Source organism: Bradyrhizobium liaoningense (assembly GCF_018130825.1).
GTDB lineage: Bacteria > Pseudomonadota > Alphaproteobacteria > Rhizobiales > Xanthobacteraceae > Bradyrhizobium > Bradyrhizobium liaoningense_B.
In genome coordinates, this window is the sequence record NZ_JAFCJS010000001.1 from 404,034 (window position 1) to 420,960 (window position 16,927).

Annotated in this window: 16 protein-coding genes; 12 read left to right on the forward strand and 4 right to left on the reverse strand. The window is 65.4% G+C overall.

Annotation, left to right across the window (positions count from 1 at the left end; translation table 11 throughout):
- Window positions 1–9: 9 nt before the first annotated feature.
- The gene (locus tag JQ603_RS01960; RefSeq protein WP_212336072.1) at window positions 10–687 is read right to left on the reverse strand and encodes a response regulator; all 678 of its coding nucleotides are present in this window, start codon (window positions 685–687) and stop codon (window positions 10–12) included.
- 188 nt (window positions 688–875) lie between these two features.
- On the opposite strand from JQ603_RS01960, the gene JQ603_RS01965 reads away from it, so the two are divergent.
- From JQ603_RS01965 to glsA, 4 genes are all read left to right on the forward strand, one after another.
- Entirely contained in the window at window positions 876–1,202 is a 327-nt protein-coding gene (locus JQ603_RS01965; RefSeq protein ID WP_212336073.1) for an NIPSNAP family protein, read from the forward strand.
- Window positions 1,203–1,328: 126 nt separating this feature from the next.
- Window positions 1,329–2,204, forward strand: coding sequence for a 3-deoxy-8-phosphooctulonate synthase (gene kdsA, locus JQ603_RS01970; RefSeq protein ID WP_212336074.1), 876 nt, complete (start codon window positions 1,329–1,331; stop codon window positions 2,202–2,204).
- Window positions 2,204–3,412 carry an MFS transporter gene (locus tag JQ603_RS01975; RefSeq protein ID WP_212336075.1) on the forward strand — a complete coding sequence of 403 codons (1,209 nt, stop codon included), beginning with the start codon at window positions 2,204–2,206 and terminating at the stop codon, window positions 3,410–3,412. The genes kdsA and JQ603_RS01975 overlap by 1 nt, the downstream gene beginning before the upstream one ends.
- Window positions 3,413–3,521: 109 nt before the next feature.
- Window positions 3,522–5,396, forward strand: coding sequence for a glutaminase A (gene glsA / locus JQ603_RS01980; protein ID WP_212336076.1), 1,875 nt, complete (start codon window positions 3,522–3,524; stop codon window positions 5,394–5,396).
- Between the two features lie 18 nt (window positions 5,397–5,414).
- On the opposite strand, the gene JQ603_RS01985 is transcribed toward glsA, so the two are convergent.
- Genes JQ603_RS01985 through JQ603_RS01995 form a run of 3 tightly spaced genes read right to left on the reverse strand, consistent with a single transcriptional unit; the run spans window position 5,415 to window position 7,710 of the window.
- Window positions 5,415–6,212, reverse strand: a complete 798-nt coding sequence (locus tag JQ603_RS01985) for a substrate-binding domain-containing protein (RefSeq protein WP_212336077.1) — start codon at window positions 6,210–6,212, stop codon at window positions 5,415–5,417.
- Window positions 6,213–6,228: 16 nt separating this feature from the next.
- Entirely contained in the window at window positions 6,229–6,681 is a 453-nt protein-coding gene (gene queF / locus JQ603_RS01990) for a preQ(1) synthase (protein WP_212336078.1), read from the reverse strand.
- A gap of 51 nt (window positions 6,682–6,732) precedes the next feature.
- A complete protein-coding gene (locus JQ603_RS01995) occupies window positions 6,733–7,710 on the reverse strand; it encodes a Vgb family protein (RefSeq protein WP_212336079.1) in 978 nt (325 codons plus the stop codon).
- 174 nt (window positions 7,711–7,884) lie between these two features.
- On the opposite strand from JQ603_RS01995, the gene eno reads away from it, so the two are divergent.
- The 8 genes from eno to pdhA all read left to right on the forward strand — a co-directional run bounded on the left by eno (window position 7,885) and on the right by pdhA (window position 16,900).
- Window positions 7,885–9,168 carry a phosphopyruvate hydratase gene (gene eno / locus JQ603_RS02000; protein ID WP_212336080.1) on the forward strand — a complete coding sequence of 428 codons (1,284 nt, stop codon included), beginning with the start codon at window positions 7,885–7,887 and terminating at the stop codon, window positions 9,166–9,168.
- Window positions 9,169–9,219: 51 nt separating this feature from the next.
- Window positions 9,220–10,359, forward strand: a complete 1,140-nt coding sequence (locus JQ603_RS02005; protein WP_212336081.1) for a zinc-binding dehydrogenase — start codon at window positions 9,220–9,222, stop codon at window positions 10,357–10,359.
- 116 nt (window positions 10,360–10,475) lie between these two features.
- Window positions 10,476–11,474, forward strand: coding sequence for an MBL fold metallo-hydrolase (locus tag JQ603_RS02010; RefSeq protein ID WP_212336082.1), 999 nt, complete (start codon window positions 10,476–10,478; stop codon window positions 11,472–11,474).
- Between the two features lie 196 nt (window positions 11,475–11,670).
- Complete coding sequence (locus tag JQ603_RS02015; RefSeq protein WP_212336083.1) at window positions 11,671–12,222, forward strand: NADPH-dependent FMN reductase; 552 nt, start codon at window positions 11,671–11,673, stop codon at window positions 12,220–12,222.
- 104 nt (window positions 12,223–12,326) lie between these two features.
- The gene (locus JQ603_RS02020; RefSeq protein ID WP_212336084.1) at window positions 12,327–12,644 is read left to right on the forward strand and encodes an FtsB family cell division protein; all 318 of its coding nucleotides are present in this window, start codon (window positions 12,327–12,329) and stop codon (window positions 12,642–12,644) included.
- 186 nt (window positions 12,645–12,830) lie between these two features.
- Window positions 12,831–13,802 carry a GAF domain-containing protein gene (locus JQ603_RS02025; RefSeq protein WP_212336085.1) on the forward strand — a complete coding sequence of 324 codons (972 nt, stop codon included), beginning with the start codon at window positions 12,831–12,833 and terminating at the stop codon, window positions 13,800–13,802.
- A gap of 278 nt (window positions 13,803–14,080) precedes the next feature.
- Window positions 14,081–15,598 carry an aldehyde dehydrogenase gene (gene adh / locus JQ603_RS02030; RefSeq protein ID WP_212336086.1) on the forward strand — a complete coding sequence of 506 codons (1,518 nt, stop codon included), beginning with the start codon at window positions 14,081–14,083 and terminating at the stop codon, window positions 15,596–15,598.
- 279 nt (window positions 15,599–15,877) lie between these two features.
- On the forward strand, window positions 15,878–16,900 hold the full coding sequence (gene pdhA, locus JQ603_RS02035) for a pyruvate dehydrogenase (acetyl-transferring) E1 component subunit alpha (RefSeq protein ID WP_212336087.1): 1,023 nt from the start codon (window positions 15,878–15,880) through the stop codon (window positions 16,898–16,900).
- Window positions 16,901–16,927 lie beyond the last annotated feature (27 nt).

Consider the following 16,927-nt stretch of genomic DNA (forward strand, 5'->3'; position numbering starts at 1 on the left):
TTAGCTTCTTCAGGCTGGCAGTTTCTTGAGGAGATAGCCGACGCCGCGAATGCCGTGGATCTCGATGCCCGCGTCGGCTTCCGCGAGCTTTCGCCTGAGCCGCGAGACATGCGTGTCGAGCGCGTTGGACTGGATCTCGTCGTCGAAATTGTAGACGGCCTCTTCCAGAGCCGAGCGCAACACGGTCCGGCCCATGCGGCGGACCAACGCCTCGAGCACCAGCAGCTCGCGGCGCGGCAGCTCGAACGGCGCGCCGTCGATGCTGGCTTCGCGATGACCGAGGTCGAAGGCGAGGCGGCCGGCACGGATGATTTCGGGGGAGAGGCCCGCGGGCCGCCGCAGCACGGCGCGCAGCCGCGCCAGCAGCTCCTCGACCGCAAACGGTTTTGCCAGATAGTCATCGGCGCCGCCGTCGAGCCCGGCGATGCGGTCGGCGAGCTCGCCGCGCGCAGTCAGGACGATGATCGGCACGCCGTCGGCGCGCGCGCGGAGCTTTGGGATCAGAGCGAGGCCATCGCCGTCAGGAAGCTGGCGGTCGAGCAGGACGGCGGCATGGACGTCGGCCGAAATGGCCTCCTCCGCCTCGGCCAGCGTCGGCGCATGGTCCACCACCATGTCGTAGCGCTTCAGCGCCGAGGCCAGCGCGCAGGCCATTTCCGCTTCATCTTCGACCAGCAAAATCCGCATGTGACAGGCACCTGAACCGCAACTGAGCCTTTCTAGCGGCCCGATCATTGCGGCAGCATTGCGGGAGTCTGGCGCAGCGCCGGGAGCTCAAGCCATGCGCAGAACGCCACCGGGGCAGCCGGGCGGGGCTCAAGACGCCGTGGGGGCCAGCCGCTATAACCGCCGGGCCTGTTCAGGGAGGAACATGAATGATCTACGAAATGCGCGTCTATCGCTGCGTACCCGGCCGCCTGCCGGCGCTCTTGAAGCGGTTTGAGACGGTGACGCTGAAGCTGTGGGAGAAGCACGGCATCAAGCAGGCCGGGTTCTTCACCACGCTGATCGGCGAATCCAACCAGGAGCTGACCTATTTTCTGGCCTGGGATTCGCTTGCCGAGCGCGAGACGAAGTGGGCCAAGTTCATGACCGATCCGGACTGGATGAAAGCACGCGCCGAGAGCGAAGCGGATGGCCAGATCGTCGGCAATATCGTCAGCCAGCTCCTGACGCCGACGGCCTTCTCGGCGGTGAAGTAGGAACCTGCCGCTGCAAGGGCGGCGCCGGGAACCCCGGCGCAACCCTGATATTCGGACGGCCCGGGCCGAATAGGGTTGATCCGACCCTCGTGGCGGCTATGGTCGCGCCGAAACGAGGGATTTGCCTTGAGCTCTTCGAATTCTGCTGCGCCGGTCGTGACCATTGGCCGGGTCAAGTTTGGTAATGATCTGCCGATTGCGATCATTGCGGGACCCTGTCAGCTCGAAAGCCGCCAGCATGCGCTGGAGGTGGCCTCCGCGCTGAAGGAGATCGCGGCGCGGCTGAACATCGGCCTCGTCTACAAGACCTCGTTCGACAAGGCCAACCGTACCAGCGCCTCGGCGGCGCGCGGGCTGGGCCTAGCGCAGTCGCTGCCGATCTTCGCCGAAATTCGATCCTCGCTCGGCCTGCCTGTTCTGACCGACGTGCACGAGGCCACGCAATGCGCCGAGGTGGCGCAGGCGGTGGACATCCTGCAGATCCCGGCCTTCCTGTGCCGGCAGACCGATCTGCTGCTGGCGGCGGCCGCGACCGGCAAGGTGGTCAACGTCAAGAAGGGACAGTTCCTGGCGCCGTGGGATATGGCGAACGTGGTCGCGAAGATCACCAGCGCCAACAATCCCGACGTGCTCGTCACCGAGCGCGGTGCGTCCTTCGGCTACAACACGCTGGTCTCCGACATGCGCGCGCTGCCGATCCTGGCGCGCACCACTGGCGCGCCCGTGATCTTCGACGCCACCCATTCGGTGCAGCAGCCGGGCGGGAAGGGCACGTCCTCCGGCGGCGAGCGCGAATTCGTGCCGGTGCTGGCGCGCGCGGCGGTCGCGGTCGGCGTTGCCGGCGTCTTCATCGAGACCCATCCCGATCCCGATCGCGCGCCCTCCGACGGTCCCAACATGGTGCCGCTGCGCGAGTTCGAGGGACTGGTCGCCCGGCTGATGGCGTTCGACGCGCTGGCCAAGAGTACGTCAAAGAGTACGTCAAAGGGCACCACGCGCTGATGCACCAGCCTGTGACCAGGCCGTCGTCCGACCAGAAATTTCCGCCCGCGATCAACATCATTGCGCTCGCCGGTTTCTCGGCCGCACTGTCGACGCGTGCGCTCGATCCCGTCCTGCCGCATGTCGCGGATGATTTCGCGATCAGCATCACGACGGCTGCGAGCATCGCGGCCGGTTTCGCCCTGATCTACGCGCTGGTTCAGCCGGCGATCGGAGCGGCTGCCGATCTGTTCGGTAAGGCGCGATTGATGACAGCGTGCCTGGCGCTGCTCGGCGTCGCCTGCATCCTGGGCGCGCTCGCCACCTCTTTCACCGGGTTGTTCGCAAGCCGCATCCTCGCCGGCATCGCCGCGGGCGGCGTGTTTCCGGTCGCGCTCGGCCTCACCTCCGACCTCGTTGCGCCCGCCAAGCGGCAGGTTGCGATCGGACGCACGATGGCGGGCTCGATGACCGGCAATCTGCTCGGCTCATCCGCCAGCGGAATCATTGGCGATTTCATCGGCTGGCGCGGCGTGCTCGTGATCCTCGGTGTGCTTGGCCTGATTGCGGCCGTGGCGGTTGCGGCAGGCTTTCGCGGTGTTCCGTTGACGGCGCCTCCGAAGACCAACCTGAAGACCTTGCGGCAGGGCTACCGCACCATCTTTGCCAATCCGAACACGCGCTTCTGCTACTCGGCCGTGTTCATCGAGGGCTGCTGCGTGCTCGGCCTGTTTCCCTTCATCGCCGCGTTCCTGTTCGATCTCGGCGAGAAATCGCTCTCAATCGCGGGTATCGTGATTGCGGGGTTTGCGGTCGGCGGGTTGCTTTACACCCTCACCGTATCGCGCATGCTGCCGCGGCTCGGCGTCAAGGGCATGATGATCGCGGGGGCGAGCATCGTGGGGCTGCAGCTCTGTGCGCTCGCTTTTGGTTTCGGCTGGAAACTGCAATTCGTCAGCATGCTGCTGATGGGCTGGGGCTTCTACATGATCCATGGCTGCCTGCAGGTGTTCGCCAGCGAGCTGTCGATCGGCGCGCGGGCGACCGCCATGTCGCTGCATTCGTTCTTCTTCTTCATGGGGCAGACGGTCGGGCCGCTCGCCTACGGCTTCGGCCTCCACCATGCCGGCAAGGAGCCGACCCTGCTCGCCAGCGCCGCGATCATGGTGGTGCTGGGCCTCGCCTGCGCGCGGCTGCTCAAGCAGCGGGCGCCCACCGACGCGCGCTGAAGTCCATTCGGTGACCTAAGCGGGGCGACGTCCCTCATCATGACACCACTGCCAGCGTATGCATGGCACGCGAATTGCTTTGATTTTGGGCAAATCGAGGTGTGAGATCGTGGACGCCCAAACCAGCCGTTCCGCCAGCGCAGCCAGCTCGCCCCGCTTGACCGGGTATCTCACCAAGCCACCGCTGCGGCGTTTCCTGACCGATTGCCACGCCGAATTCCGGACTGACAATTCCGGCGAGCTCGCCGACTACATCCCCGAGCTGAAGCGCGCCAATCCCGATCATTTCGGCATCGCGCTCGTCACCATCGACGGCCATGTCTACGAGGTCGGCGACAGCGACGTTCCGTTCACGATCCAGTCGGTGTCCAAAGCCTTCGTCTTCGCGCTGGCGCTGGAGATGGTCGGTGAGGAGCGCGTCGCGGCCACCATCGGCGTCGAGCCGAGCGGTGAAGCCTTCAACTCGATCCGGCTCACCAACGACAACCGTCCTTTCAATCCCATGGTCAATGCCGGCGCGATCGCCTGCTCGGGCCTGATCTATGAGGTGGACGGGAAAGGCGCTTTCGAGCGCGTCCGCGCCAAGCTCAGCCAGTTCGCCGGCCGCGAGCTCGGCGTCGACGAGGCCGTGCATGCCTCGGAGACCGCGACCGGCAACCGCAACCGCGCGATTGCCTGGCTGCTGCGGAACTATGCGGTGCTGCCCGACGACGTCGATGCCGTGCTCGACGTCTACTTCCGCCAATGCGCGATCCTGGTCACCGCGCGCGACCTCGCGGTGATGGCGGCAACGCTCGCCAATCGCGGCATCAATCCGGTCACGGGCGTCCAGGTCATCACGCCGAACATCGTCGCGCGCACGCTGTCGGTGATGACGAGCTCGGGCATGTACGATTATGCCGGCGAGTGGACCTATCGTGTCGGCATCCCCGCCAAGAGCGGCGTCGGCGGCGGCATCGTCGCTGCGCTGCCCTCGCAGCTCGGGCTCGGCACCTTCTCGCCGCTGCTCGACAATCATTTCAACAGCGTGCGCGGCCTGAAGGTCTGCGAGGCGCTGTCGGCGCGGTTCGACCTGCACATGCTCAACCGCAACGCGGACGTGCGCACCAGCATCATGGCGGACTACGACGTCTACGGCATCTCTTCCCGCCGCAGCCGCCAGCCGCACGAGCAGCAGATCCTCGATGAGCGCCACAGCGACATCCGCGTGCTCGAGCTCGTCGGTGCGATGAATTTCGGCACGATCGACTACGTCACACGAAGGCTCACCAGCGAGCCGCCGAACGCGCCGCTGCTGATCATCGATTTCCGCCGCGTCCCCGACATCACCGCGGCCGGCGCGGAGCTGCTCGGCGAGACACTGACTGCGCTCGGCAATGCCGGCGTCACCGCCATTCTGTCCGGCTTCGAGGAGAGCTCCGCGGTGTGGAGTGCGATCGCCGCGCGCACGGCCGAGCCGCGCCGGCTGCGCCACTTCGCGCTGCTCGATGATGCCGTCGAGTGGGCCGAGGACCAGGTGATCTATCGCTTCGGCGGCTTCACCGACGTCAAGGAGAGCGCGCATCTCGGCGAGCAGGCGCTGCTCGCCGAACTCGACGCGGAGGAGATCTCCGAGATCGTCAAGCTCTCGACCACGCGGCACTACGCGGCCGGCCAGCGCATCATCGCCAGCGGCGAGCCTGCCAATTCGCTGTTCTTTCTCCAGAGCGGCATGGTCAGCGTGAAGCTGCCGAGCGGCGTGCGGCTCGCCTCGCTCGGCCCCGGCATGGAGTTCGGCGAGATGGCGATCCTGGAGCAAAGCCGCAGCGCCGACGTTCTCGCCGATACGCCCGTCACCTGCCTCGAACTGCCGCTCGACAGCTTTGCCGACTACCGCCGCCTGCACCCGGAGACGTCGCTGAAGATCATGCGCAACCTCGCCGCGATCCTGGCGCGGCGGCTGGTTGCGGCTAATGCGAAGGTCGATCTGCTCAGCGCATATTAGGGCGCACCGAGAGCTGCGCTATTTCGTTCCAACAGCCGGGATCGGCTCCATCCCGCTCGCGACGATCGCTTCGCGCGCGGCGGGGGAGGCGAGGAAGTTTATCAAGGCGCGGCCAGCCTCGGGCTCCTTCGATCCGGTCGCAATCCCGGCCGAAAAGATCGTGATCTTCTGCAATTCGTTCGGCAGGGGACCTACGATATCGATGCCCTTCACGGGCTTCAGTTCGCTGATCTGCTGAAAGCCGAGTTCGGCCTCGCCGTGCGCGACGATCTCGCCGACGGGCGTTGCCGGAATCTTGCGCGCCTTGTCCTTCATGATTTCGGCGATGCCGAGCTTGTCGAACATCTCGGTCGAGACGTAGACGCCGCTGGCGCTGTCGGAATAGGCGATCGTCTTCGCCGCCAGCAGCGCGCGCTTGACCGCCTCGACCGAGCTGATGTCCGGCCTCGGCGCGCCCGATTTGACGGCGATCCCGATCGGCGATTTGGTGAGATCGACCTGGCTGCCGGCAACGACCTTGCCCTTGCTCGCGAGGTCGTTGAGGGCATAGCCCACCATGATCAGGACGTCGGCCGGTTCGCCGCGCTCGAGCCGCACGGGAATCGCGTTGGTGGTGGTCCCCATCGACGGCCCATATTCCGTCAGCACCTTGTTGCCGGTGGCTTTCTCGAACTCCGGCACGAGCGCCTTGTAGGCCGCCGTCAATCCACCCGAGATCATCACCCGGACTTCGGCAGCATCGGAGGCGCCGGTAAGCCACAGGGCGCCCAGAACGCCCAGGGCGACGTTGCGGACTGTTGCTGACATCGTTTTCATTGTTGTTCTTCTCCTGTTAGCCCCGCCCGCGATAGGGCGCGACGCCTTGCTCGGGCACCCACAGGCCCTTCGGCACGCGGCCGGTCTGCCAGAACACGTCGATCGGGATGCCGCCGCGCGGGTACCAGTAGCCGCCGATGCGGAGCCATTTCGGCTTGATCTCGCTCGCGATGCGCTTTCCGATCATCACGGTGCAATCCTCGTGGAAGGCGCCGTGGTTGCGAAAGCTCGCGATGTAGAGTTTCAGCGACTTCGACTCCAGCAGCCATTGGCCCGGCGCGTAGTCGATCATCAGATGCGCGAAATCCGGCTGGCCCGTGACCGGGCAGAGCGAGGTGAATTCCGGCGCGGTGAAGCGCACCAGATAGTCCGTGTCCTTTTGCGGATTGGGCACGCGGTCGAGCTGGGCTTCTTCCGGCGTGTGCGGCCATTCGACCGCACGGCCGAGCTGGAGGGATTTTTTCGCCATCGTCGTCACATCCTTTTACGGATGTCGGGATGGACGCAATCGCGGCCGTCGTCAACCCGAGGCGATCGTCTGGATCATGACGATCCGGTCGTTACCGGACTCGCAGCCCCACAGCTCGCCCGGGCGGCCGTCGAGCTGACGGACATTGGCGTTGGCCTTGTCGCTGGCGAAGACGTTGAACTTTTCAGTGGCGGGATCGAAACGCACGATGGCATTGGCCGAAAAATCCGTGAGCCACACCTTGTCCCTGTCGTCGACATAGACCGCGTAGGTGCGGGGACGCTCGCCCGGCAGCTTCCATGTCTTCCAGGATCCGTCAGCGGGATCGTGCACGGAGACGTGGCCGCTGTTCCACTCGCTGACCCAGATCCGGCCCTTCGAATCCGACCAGACCCGCCGCGCACCCTGGTTCGGTGTCGGCGGCTCGACGACATGGGCGTTGCCCGTCGCAAGGTCGATCCTGGCGATATGGCTGCCGGCGAGCGAGGCATACCAGACATCGCCCTTGGGCGTCACGGTGATGCCGTAGGGTCCGATGCCCTTCGGTGCCCTGAACACGTCCATCTCGCCCGACTTCGGTGCGAGGCGGCCGTAATATCCAGACAAGCCCGTGAACCAGTAGATACCAGTCTTGTCGAACACGCCGGTGTTGAGATTGGCGGAGGCGAACTTTTCCGGCAGGCGGAACAGCGTGACCTTGAGATCACCGGGGTCGACCCGCGCGATCGCATTCTGGCCGCCTTCGGTGATCCAGGGAGCGCCGTCGGGGCCGATCGTCACGCCGTGCGGGGCGGCGCCCTGGCCGAGGCCGGCCGTCTTGAAACTGCCATCCCGGGGATCGAGCCTGCCGAGCAGGCCCTTGCCTTGGGCCGTGAACCAGATCGTGCCGTCAGGGGCGGGCGTGAGATCGTGCAAGCCAATGCCGGTGCTGATCGGGAAATATTTCGTCCGGAACGGGGGCTCCTGCGCAAGACTTGGGCGGGCGGCAAGGACGGCGGCGCTCGAAGCAAGAAACTGGCGGCGATTCATGGCGTTACCTCGGCTTCTTGGAATTGAGGATGGACGCGCAGACCCGGCGTTCTCAAGTTTAGTCCTGGGTGCTTCACGCGTCAGCCGAAGCCGGGCGCCCAAGCGTTCACATTTGCTTGCGGCCCGTGTAAGACCCGCGGCACCGATCAGCCCTAACGAACGGAAGTGCACATCATGACCGCCATCATCGACATCATCGGCCGCGAAATTCTCGATAGCCGGGGCAATCCCACCGTCGAGGTCGACGTCGTGCTGGAAGATGGCGCGCTCGGCCGCGCCGCCGTGCCCTCTGGCGCCTCGACGGGTGCCCATGAGGCGGTGGAACTGCGCGATGGCGACAAGGCCCGCTATCTCGGCAAGGGCGTCACCAAGGCGGTCGGCGCTGTCAACGGCGAGATCTTCGAGGCCCTGAGCGGCCTCGACGTCGAGCAGCAGGCCCAGATCGACCAGATCATGATCGAGCTCGACGGTACGCCGAACAAGAGCCGGCTCGGCGCCAATGCCATCCTCGGCGTCTCGCTGGCCTGCGCCAAGGCGGCCGCGAACTCGCTCGACATGCCGCTCTACCGCTACGTCGGCGGCACCTCGGCGCGGCTGCTGCCGGTGCCGATGATGAACATCATCAATGGCGGCGTGCATGCCGACAACCCGATCGACTTCCAGGAATTCATGATCCTTCCGGTCGGCGCGTCCTCTTTCGCCGAAGGCCTGCGCTACGGCGCGGAGGTGTTCCACACGCTGAAGTCGGAGCTCAAGAAAGCCGGCCACAACACCAATGTCGGCGACGAAGGCGGCTTCGCCCCGAACCTGCCGTCGGCGGATGCCGCGCTCGAGTTCGTCATGAACGCGATCGGCAAGGCCGGCTTCAAGGCGGGCAACGACATCGTGCTCGGCCTCGACTGCGCCTCGACCGAGTTCTTCAAGGACGGCAAGTACGTCTATGAAGGCGAGGGCAAGACCCGCTCGATCTCCGAGCAGGCCAAGTATCTCGGCGATCTCGTCTCGCGCTATCCGATCGTGACCATCGAGGACGGCATGTCGGAAGACGACATGGATGGCTGGAAGGAGCTCACCGACCTCATCGGCAAGAAGTGCCAGCTCGTCGGCGACGACCTCTTCGTCACCAACGTCAAGCGCCTCGCCGAAGGCATCAAGGCCGGCCGCGCCAACTCGATCCTGATCAAGGTCAACCAGATCGGCACGCTGACCGAGACGCTCGCCGCCGTCGAGATGGCGCACAAGTCGGGCTACACCTCGGTGATGTCGCACCGCTCCGGCGAGACCGAGGATTCCACCATCGCCGACCTCGCGGTCGCCACCAATTGCGGTCAGATCAAGACCGGCTCCCTTGCGCGTTCCGATCGCACGGCCAAATACAACCAGCTTCTGCGCATCGAGCAGCAGCTCGGCAAGCAGGCGCTCTACGGCGGCAAGGCGGCACTGAAGGCGCTGGCATAAGCCAGCGTCACCGCGCGAAAGCACGAAAAACAGGGACAGGGGAGGATCGACATGAGCGACGGCAAGACCGGACTGCAACTGCGTTCGCTGATCAAGAAGAGCGGTGAGCTCGAGATCTCGCTGATCGACGTGCCGACCCCCGAGCCTGCGGACGACGAAGTCGTCGTCCGCGTCGAGGCGGCGCCGATCAACCCGTCCGACCTCGGCCTGCTCGTCGGCGCCGCCGACATGAGCACGGCCAGGGCCTCGGGCACGAAGCAGGCGCCGGTCATCACCGCAACTGTCCCGCAAGGCGCGATGCGCGCGATGGGGGCGCGCCTCGACCAGTCCCTGCCGGTCGGCAATGAAGGTGCCGGCGTCGTCATCAAGACGGGCTCGTCGGACGCTGCGAAGGCCCTGATGGGCAAGACGGTCGCGATGATCGGCGGCGCCATGTATTCGCAGTACCGGACGATGAAGGTCAGGGATTGCCAGCCGCTGCCCGAGGGCACCACGGCGGCGGAGGGCGCGTCCTGGTTCGTCAATCCGCTCACTGCGCTTGGCATGACCGAGACCATGCGGCGCGAGGGCCACAAGGCCCTGGTGCATACCGCGGCGGCTTCCAATCTCGGCCAGATGCTGAACAAGATCTGCCTCGCCGACGGCATTCCGCTGGTCAACATCGTGCGCAGCAAGGAGCAGGCGGAGATCCTGAAGAAGATCGGCGCCAAGTATGTTGTCGATTCCAGCGTGCCTAGCTTTCTCGACGATCTTACGGCCGCGCTGGTCGAGACCGGCGCCACCATCGCCTTCGACGCCATCGGTGGCGGCAAGCTTGCCGGCGACATCCTCAACTGCATGGAAGTCGCGATCAACAAGACCGCCAAGGAATACAGCCGCTACGGCTCCAGCGTGCACAAGCAGGTCTATGTCTACGGCGCGCTCGACATCCGTCCGATCGAGCTGCCGCGCGGCTTCGGCATGGCCTGGGGCGTCGGCGGCTGGCTCTTGACCCCGTTCCTCCAGAAGATCGGTCCGGCCGATATCGGACGGCTGCGCCAGCGCGTCGTGAACGAACTGAAGACCACCTTCGTCAGCCATTACACCAAGGTGGTGTCGCTTCCCGAGGCGCTCGATCCCGCCAACATCGCGGCCTACGCCAAACGGGCCACCGGCGAAAAATTCCTCATCAACCCAAATAAATTATCGTGATGCGCGACGGCGGATCACCGAAAGAAGGTCTTGCCTTCTGAGCGAAGCGGGGGATTATTCCCGCCGCCGTTGAAAGCGGAAAAACCGCAAAGGCGCTCAGAAGGGGACTTCATTCCATGGCTGATCTCAATCGTCGTCACCTGCTCGCAGGCGTCGCCGCCGTCGGCGCGGCTGTCGCCACCGGACTTCGCCCGACCGTTGCCAATGCCTCATTGCCGCAAGCCGGGACCCAGGCGCCGGGCTTCTATCGCTACAAGGTCGGCAGCTACGAGTGCACCTCGATCAACGACGGCGCGCGCACCTTTCCGATGCCCGACAAGTTCGTCGTCAATGTGCCGAAGGAGGAAGCTGCGGCCGCCGGCGAAGCCGCCTACATGCCCAAGGGTATGGTCACGGTGCCGTTCAATCCGCAGCTCATCAACACCGGCTCCAAGCTCGTGCTGATCGATACCGGCAACGGCGTCGCCAATCTCGAGCCGAGCAAGGGCGCCGTCGGCCGCACCCTGCAAAACCTTGCCGCCGCTGGCGTCGACCCGAAGAACATCGACGTCGTGCTGCTGTCGCATCTGCATCCCGACCACACCAACGGCATCCGTCTCGCCGACGGCGCGCTCGCGTTCCCGAACGCCGAGATCATGGTGCCGGGCAAGGACTGGGAGTTCTGGACCAGCGAGGACAATGCCGCCAAGGCCGAGTCCAATCCGATGATGAAGAACTACTTCGCCAACGTGAAGAAGACCTTCGCCGGGCTCGAGTCCAAGGTCACCAAGTACGGGTGGGGCAAGGAGGTCGCGCCCGGCATCACCTCGATCGCGACGCCGGGCCATACGCCGGGCCACACCTCGTTCGCGGTCGCCTCGGGCGATGCGAAGGTGCTGATCCAGTCCGACGTCACCAACATTCCGGAATTCTTCCTGCGCAACCCGGACTGGCACGTCATGTTCGACACCGACGCTGCGATGGCGCAGGCGACGCGCCACAAGTTCTACGACATGGCGGTGGCGGAGAAGGCCAAGGTGATCGGCTTCCACTTCACCTTCCCCTCGGTCGGCCACGTCGAGAAGGACGGCGCCAAGTATCGCCTGATCCCGTCGGCGTGGAATCCGACGATCTGATCGGGTTTTGCAGATTTGCACGAAAGATCAGGCCGCCGTTCGGCGGCCTGATTGTTTTGATTGTAGCCGGGCTTCAACATCTGCTTTCACGAAACGCAGCGTTTCCAAATCGGACCGGTTCATGCACTTGCATCCATCGATCCGGATCGCTTAAGTGCCGCGCGGCACTTCCCCCTCAAGGTTTCAAGGACAATCCATGGCCTACAACATCGTCGTTCTCGCCGGCAGCCTGCGCAAGGACAGCTTTTCGCTGAAGATCGCCAATGCGCTCGCCAAGCTCGCGCCTAGCTCGCTCAAGCTTGAGGTTATCACGCCGGCGGGCATCTCCTTCTTCAATCAGGACCTCGAGGCCGCACCGCCCGCCGACTGGCTGGCGTTCCGCGACAAGCTGCAGAAGTCCGACGGCGTGATCTTCGTCACCCCCGAATACAACCGCGCCATTCCGGGCGCCCTGAAGAACGCCATCGACGTCGCCTCGCGGCCCTACGGCAAGAGCTCGTTCAACGGCAAGCCGGTCGGCATCATCTCGAACTCGCCGGGCCCGCTCGGCGGCGTCAGCGCCGCCAAGACGCTGCAGAACATCCTGCCCGGCATTGCCGGCCCGATCATGCAGCAGCCCGAGACCTACCTGAACGCCGTCGGCGATGCCTTCGATGCGGAGGGCAACCTCGCCAAGGACTCGCTCAAGGGTGTGCTGCAGGCCTACATCGATGCCTTCGCCGCCCACGTGGCGAAGCATCACGGCTGAGCAAGCGCTCTCGTCATGGCCGGGCTTGACCCGGCCATGACTACGACACGGGTAGGGTCGGGCGCGTTAGCGCTCCCTTAACCAAGCTGCCCCATCTTCCCGGGATGGTCTCCCGCGCGCGCCTGAAATCGATCCTGACCGGTCTTGCCCTCTATGCGATGGCGGTCGCCATCGTCGGCTATTTCGGCGTCAACGCCTATACCGGCAAATACGGCCTCAACGCGCGCCAGGAGCTCGATCAGGAGATCATCGCGCTGACGAGCGAGCTGGCGCAGCTCAAGCGCGAGCGTGCCAGAAGCGAGCAGCGCGTCTCGCTGCTGCGCACCTCGAGGATCGATCCCGACATGCTGGACGAGCGGGCGCGGTTCCAGCTCGACTACGTCAATCCGCATGACCTCGTTCGGATGATCCCGCAGAAGTAGCGCTTTCCGCGCGTTTCGAAACCGGCATCGAAATCACTCGAAGGTCGCAAGCGACGGCCGCTTTGCCGCCTTGACGGGGCTGCGCCGGCGGGGGCATGGCTTGTGCGGCGCGCTGCCCCCAAAATTGACGAAGATCAATCCGGCCGCGACGTCACGTCTTAAGAATGCCACCCGGAGGAAACGGTGATGAATGGGCAAGCCCCCCAGCATCACGCGGCCCGTGTCGAGGCCGCCATTGCATCAGGCCAGGCGGCTCGTTCCGCGCTCGTGGCCTCCTGGCGTCGTTCCTCCCGATTGCATCATCTCGACCCGTCCGGCCGCGGCCTGCCGAAGCGGCTGACGGAGGTGGAACTCCGCGCGGCGCGCGAGCGCATCGCGCCGCTGCTGGCCGCTGCCCAAGGCGCCATGGACCGGCTCTATCAGGCGGTGGGCGCGGCCGGTTGCTGCGTGCTGCTCGCCGACGGCGAGGGGGTGCCGGTCGACCGTCGCGGCACGACCGCGGACGATGCGACGTTCCAGTCCTGGGGCCTTTGGACCGGCGCGCTCTGGAGCGAGGAGTACGAGGGCACCAACGGCATCGGCACCTGCGTCGTCGAGCAGCGGCCGCTGACGATCGATCGCGACCAGCATTTCTTCACCCGCAACACGCTCCTGAGTTGCACCGCGGTTCCGATCTACGACCACGAGGCGGCCTTTGCCGGTGTGCTCGACGTCTCCTCCTGCCGCGCCGACCGGACCGACGCGTTTTCCAGCCTGATCGCGCTGGCGGCGGGCGAGGCGGCCAAACGCATCGAGGCCGACCTGTTCCGCCGTGCCTTCGCCCATGCCCGCATCGTGCTGACGCCGGCCGCGGACGGCCAGTGCGGCGGCCTCGTCGCGGTCGATGCCGACGATCTCGTGATCGGCGCGACCCGCTCCGCCCGGGTCGGACTTGGCATTGGGCTTGGGATCGCGCCCGGCCGCCCGTTGCGGCCGGTGCCCGCGGCCGATCTGCTCGGCGGCGATGTCGCACATGACCACCTTGCCGGCGGTCAGCGCGCGGTGCTGCAGCGGGCGCTGCTCCGCGCGGGCGGCAATGTCTCCGCCGCCGCCAAGGCCCTCGGCGTCAGCCGCGCCACGCTGCACCGGAAGCTCAAGCGGTTCGAGCTGAATCACTGAGCTCTATCCCTGATGGTGAGGAGACCGCGACGCGGTCGTCTCGAACCATGCAAGCCCCCACTGCATCTGCAGCCATCCTTCAAGACGCGCGCAAGGGCGCGCTCCTCAGCGATGAGGAATGAGCACGCTGGTGCAGCCATATGACTGTCGCAGAACTGCGACAGGTCCGCTCCGCCATCGCTCGCCCCCGGGCTGACAGAAAACGCCTCCCGCATCATCGTCTGCGCAAGTCGCGAACACGCGACGACAAGCGCAAACAGCAACATCGGGAGTGATCAATGAACAAGGTGGAATTCCTGGGCGTCACCCAGCATCCCTTCGCCGAACGCTATGACAATTTCATCGGCGGCAAGTTCGTCCCGCCGGCTGCCGGCAAGTATTTCGACAATGCCTCGCCGGTGAACGGCCAGATCGTCTGCAAGATCGCGCGCTCCGACGCGCAGGACGTCGAGGCCGCCCTCGACGCTGCGCATGCCGCCAAGGGCGCCTGGGGCCGCGCCAGCGTCGCCGAGCGCGCCGCGATCCTGAACAAGATCGCCGACCGCATGGAAGAGAACCTCGAGCGCCTCGCGGTCGCCGAGACCTGGGACAACGGCAAGCCGATCCGCGAGACGCGTGCCGCCGACCTGCCGCTCGCGATCGATCATTTCCGCTATTTCGCCGGCGTGGTGCGCGCCCAGGAAGGCTCGATCGGCGAGATCGACCACGACACCATCGCCTATCATTTCCACGAGCCGCTCGGCGTGGTCGGCCAGATCATTCCCTGGAACTTCCCGCTGCTGATGGCCTGCTGGAAGCTTGCGCCTGCGCTGGCCGCCGGCAATTGCGTGGTGCTCAAGCCCGCCGAGCAGACCCCGGCCTCGATCATGGTCTGGGCCGAGATCATCGCCGACCTGCTGCCCGCAGGCGTGCTCAACATCGTCAACGGTTTTGGCCTCGAGGCGGGCAAGCCGCTGGCGTCCAGCCCGCGCATCGCCAAGATCGCCTTCACCGGCGAGACCTCGACGGGCCGGCTGATCATGCAATATGCCAGCCAGAACCTCATCCCGGTTACGCTCGAGCTCGGCGGCAAGTCGCCCAACATCTTCTTCAAGGACGTCACCGCCGAGGACGACGACTTCTTCGACAAGGCGATCGAGGGCTTCGTCATGTTCGCGCTGAACCAGGGCGAGGTTTGCACCTGTCCGAGCCGGGCGCTGGTCCACGCCGACATCTACGACCGCTTCATGGAGCGGGCGCTGAAGCGCGTCGCCGCGATCAAGCAGGGCGACCCGCGCGTGGCCGACACCATGATCGGCGCGCAGGCCTCGAGCGAGCAGCTCGCAAAGATCCTCTCCTATATCGACATCGGCAAGCAGGAGGGGGCCAAGGTGCTGGCCGGCGGCGGTCGTGCCGAGCTCGGCGGCGACCTCGCCAGCGGCTTCTACGTCCAGCCGACGGTGTTCGAGGGCCACAACAAGATGCGCATCTTCCAGGAGGAGATCTTCGGCCCGGTCGTCTCGGTCACGACCTTCAAGACCGATGACGAGGCGCTCGCGATCGCCAACGACACGCTCTATGGCCTCGGGGCCGGCGTCTGGAGCCGCGATGCCAACCGCTGCTACCGCTTCGGCCGGGCCATCCAGGCCGGCCGGGTCTGGACCAATTGCTACCATGCCTATCCCGCGCATGCGGCCTTCGGCGGCTACAAGCAGTCGGGCGTCGGTCGCGAGACCCACAAGATGATGCTCGATCACTACCAGCAGACCAAGAATCTCCTGGTCAGCTACAGCCCGAAGAAGCTCGGGTTCTTCTGATCGGCAAGATCTGATCGGAGGAGAGGGCGGCGCCGTTTCGGCGTCGCCCGTTCCAAATGTCGGGACTTGGTTGACCCCGAGTTTCTTGACGCGGCCACGAATCTGCGCGTGCTGTCCCCGGGCAGAGATTTGTTGCCCGATCGGCGCCAAACATTTTGCAATATTACGATCACGTTGCAGTGCGGCATAATGAAAGTCGTGCCATGCCGCCGCGGTGCTTTCCAAGGGCGTTTGACTTGGGTTAGAGAGGGCGAAAGTTTTCTCTGACCCGGAATTCCCATGGCCGCACCCAAGAAAGCCGCCGCAGGCGCTGCACAGGACAAAACCGACGGCGGTTCGCCCCCGGAATTCACGAGGGAGCAGGAGCTCAAGGCGCTCCGCGAGATGCTCCTGATCCGGCGGTTCGAGGAAAAAGCCGGCCAGCTCTACGGCATGGGCGCCATCGGCGGCTTCTGTCATCTCTACATCGGCCAGGAGGCCGTGGTGGTCGGCATGCAGATGGCCCTGAAAGAGGGCGATCAGGTCATCACCGGCTATCGCGACCACGGTCACATGCTTGCGACCGGCATGGATGCCAACGGCGTCATGGCCGAGCTCACGGGACGCCGCGGCGGCTATTCCAAGGGCAAGGGCGGCTCCATGCACATGTTCAGCAAGGAGAAGCACTTCTACGGCGGCCACGGCATCGTCGGCGCGCAGGTTTCGCTTGGCACGGGTCTCGCCTTCGCCAACCACTATCGCGGCAACGGCAATGTCAGCGTCACCTATTTCGGCGACGGTGCGGCCAACCAGGGCCAGGTCTATGAGAGCTTCAACATGGCGGAGCTCTGGAAGCTGCCGGTGATCTACGTCATCGAGAACAACCGCTACGCCATGGGCACCGCGGTCTCGCGCGCCTCCGCCCAGCAGGATTTCTCCAAGCGCGGCGTGTCCTTCAATATCCCCGGCAAGCAGGTCGACGGCATGGACGTCCGCGCCGTCAAGGCCGCGGGCGAGGAGGCGGCGGCCTGGTGCCGCGCCGGCAAGGGCCCCTTCATCCTGGAGATGCAGACCTACCGCTATCGCGGCCACTCGATGTCCGACCCTGCAAAATATCGCACCCGCGAGGAGGTCGAGAAGGTCCGCCACGACCAGGATCCGATCGAGCAGGTGCGCAATCGCCTGCTGGCGGCCAAGGTGAGCGAGGCCGATCTGAAGGCGATCGACGCCGAGGTGCGCGACATCGTCAATGCGTCCGCCGACTTTGCCCAGCATGATCCCGAGCCGGATGCCGCCGAGCTCTGGACCGACGTTTACCGCTGAACGCGCGCAAGCTTTCTTTTGGAGTCG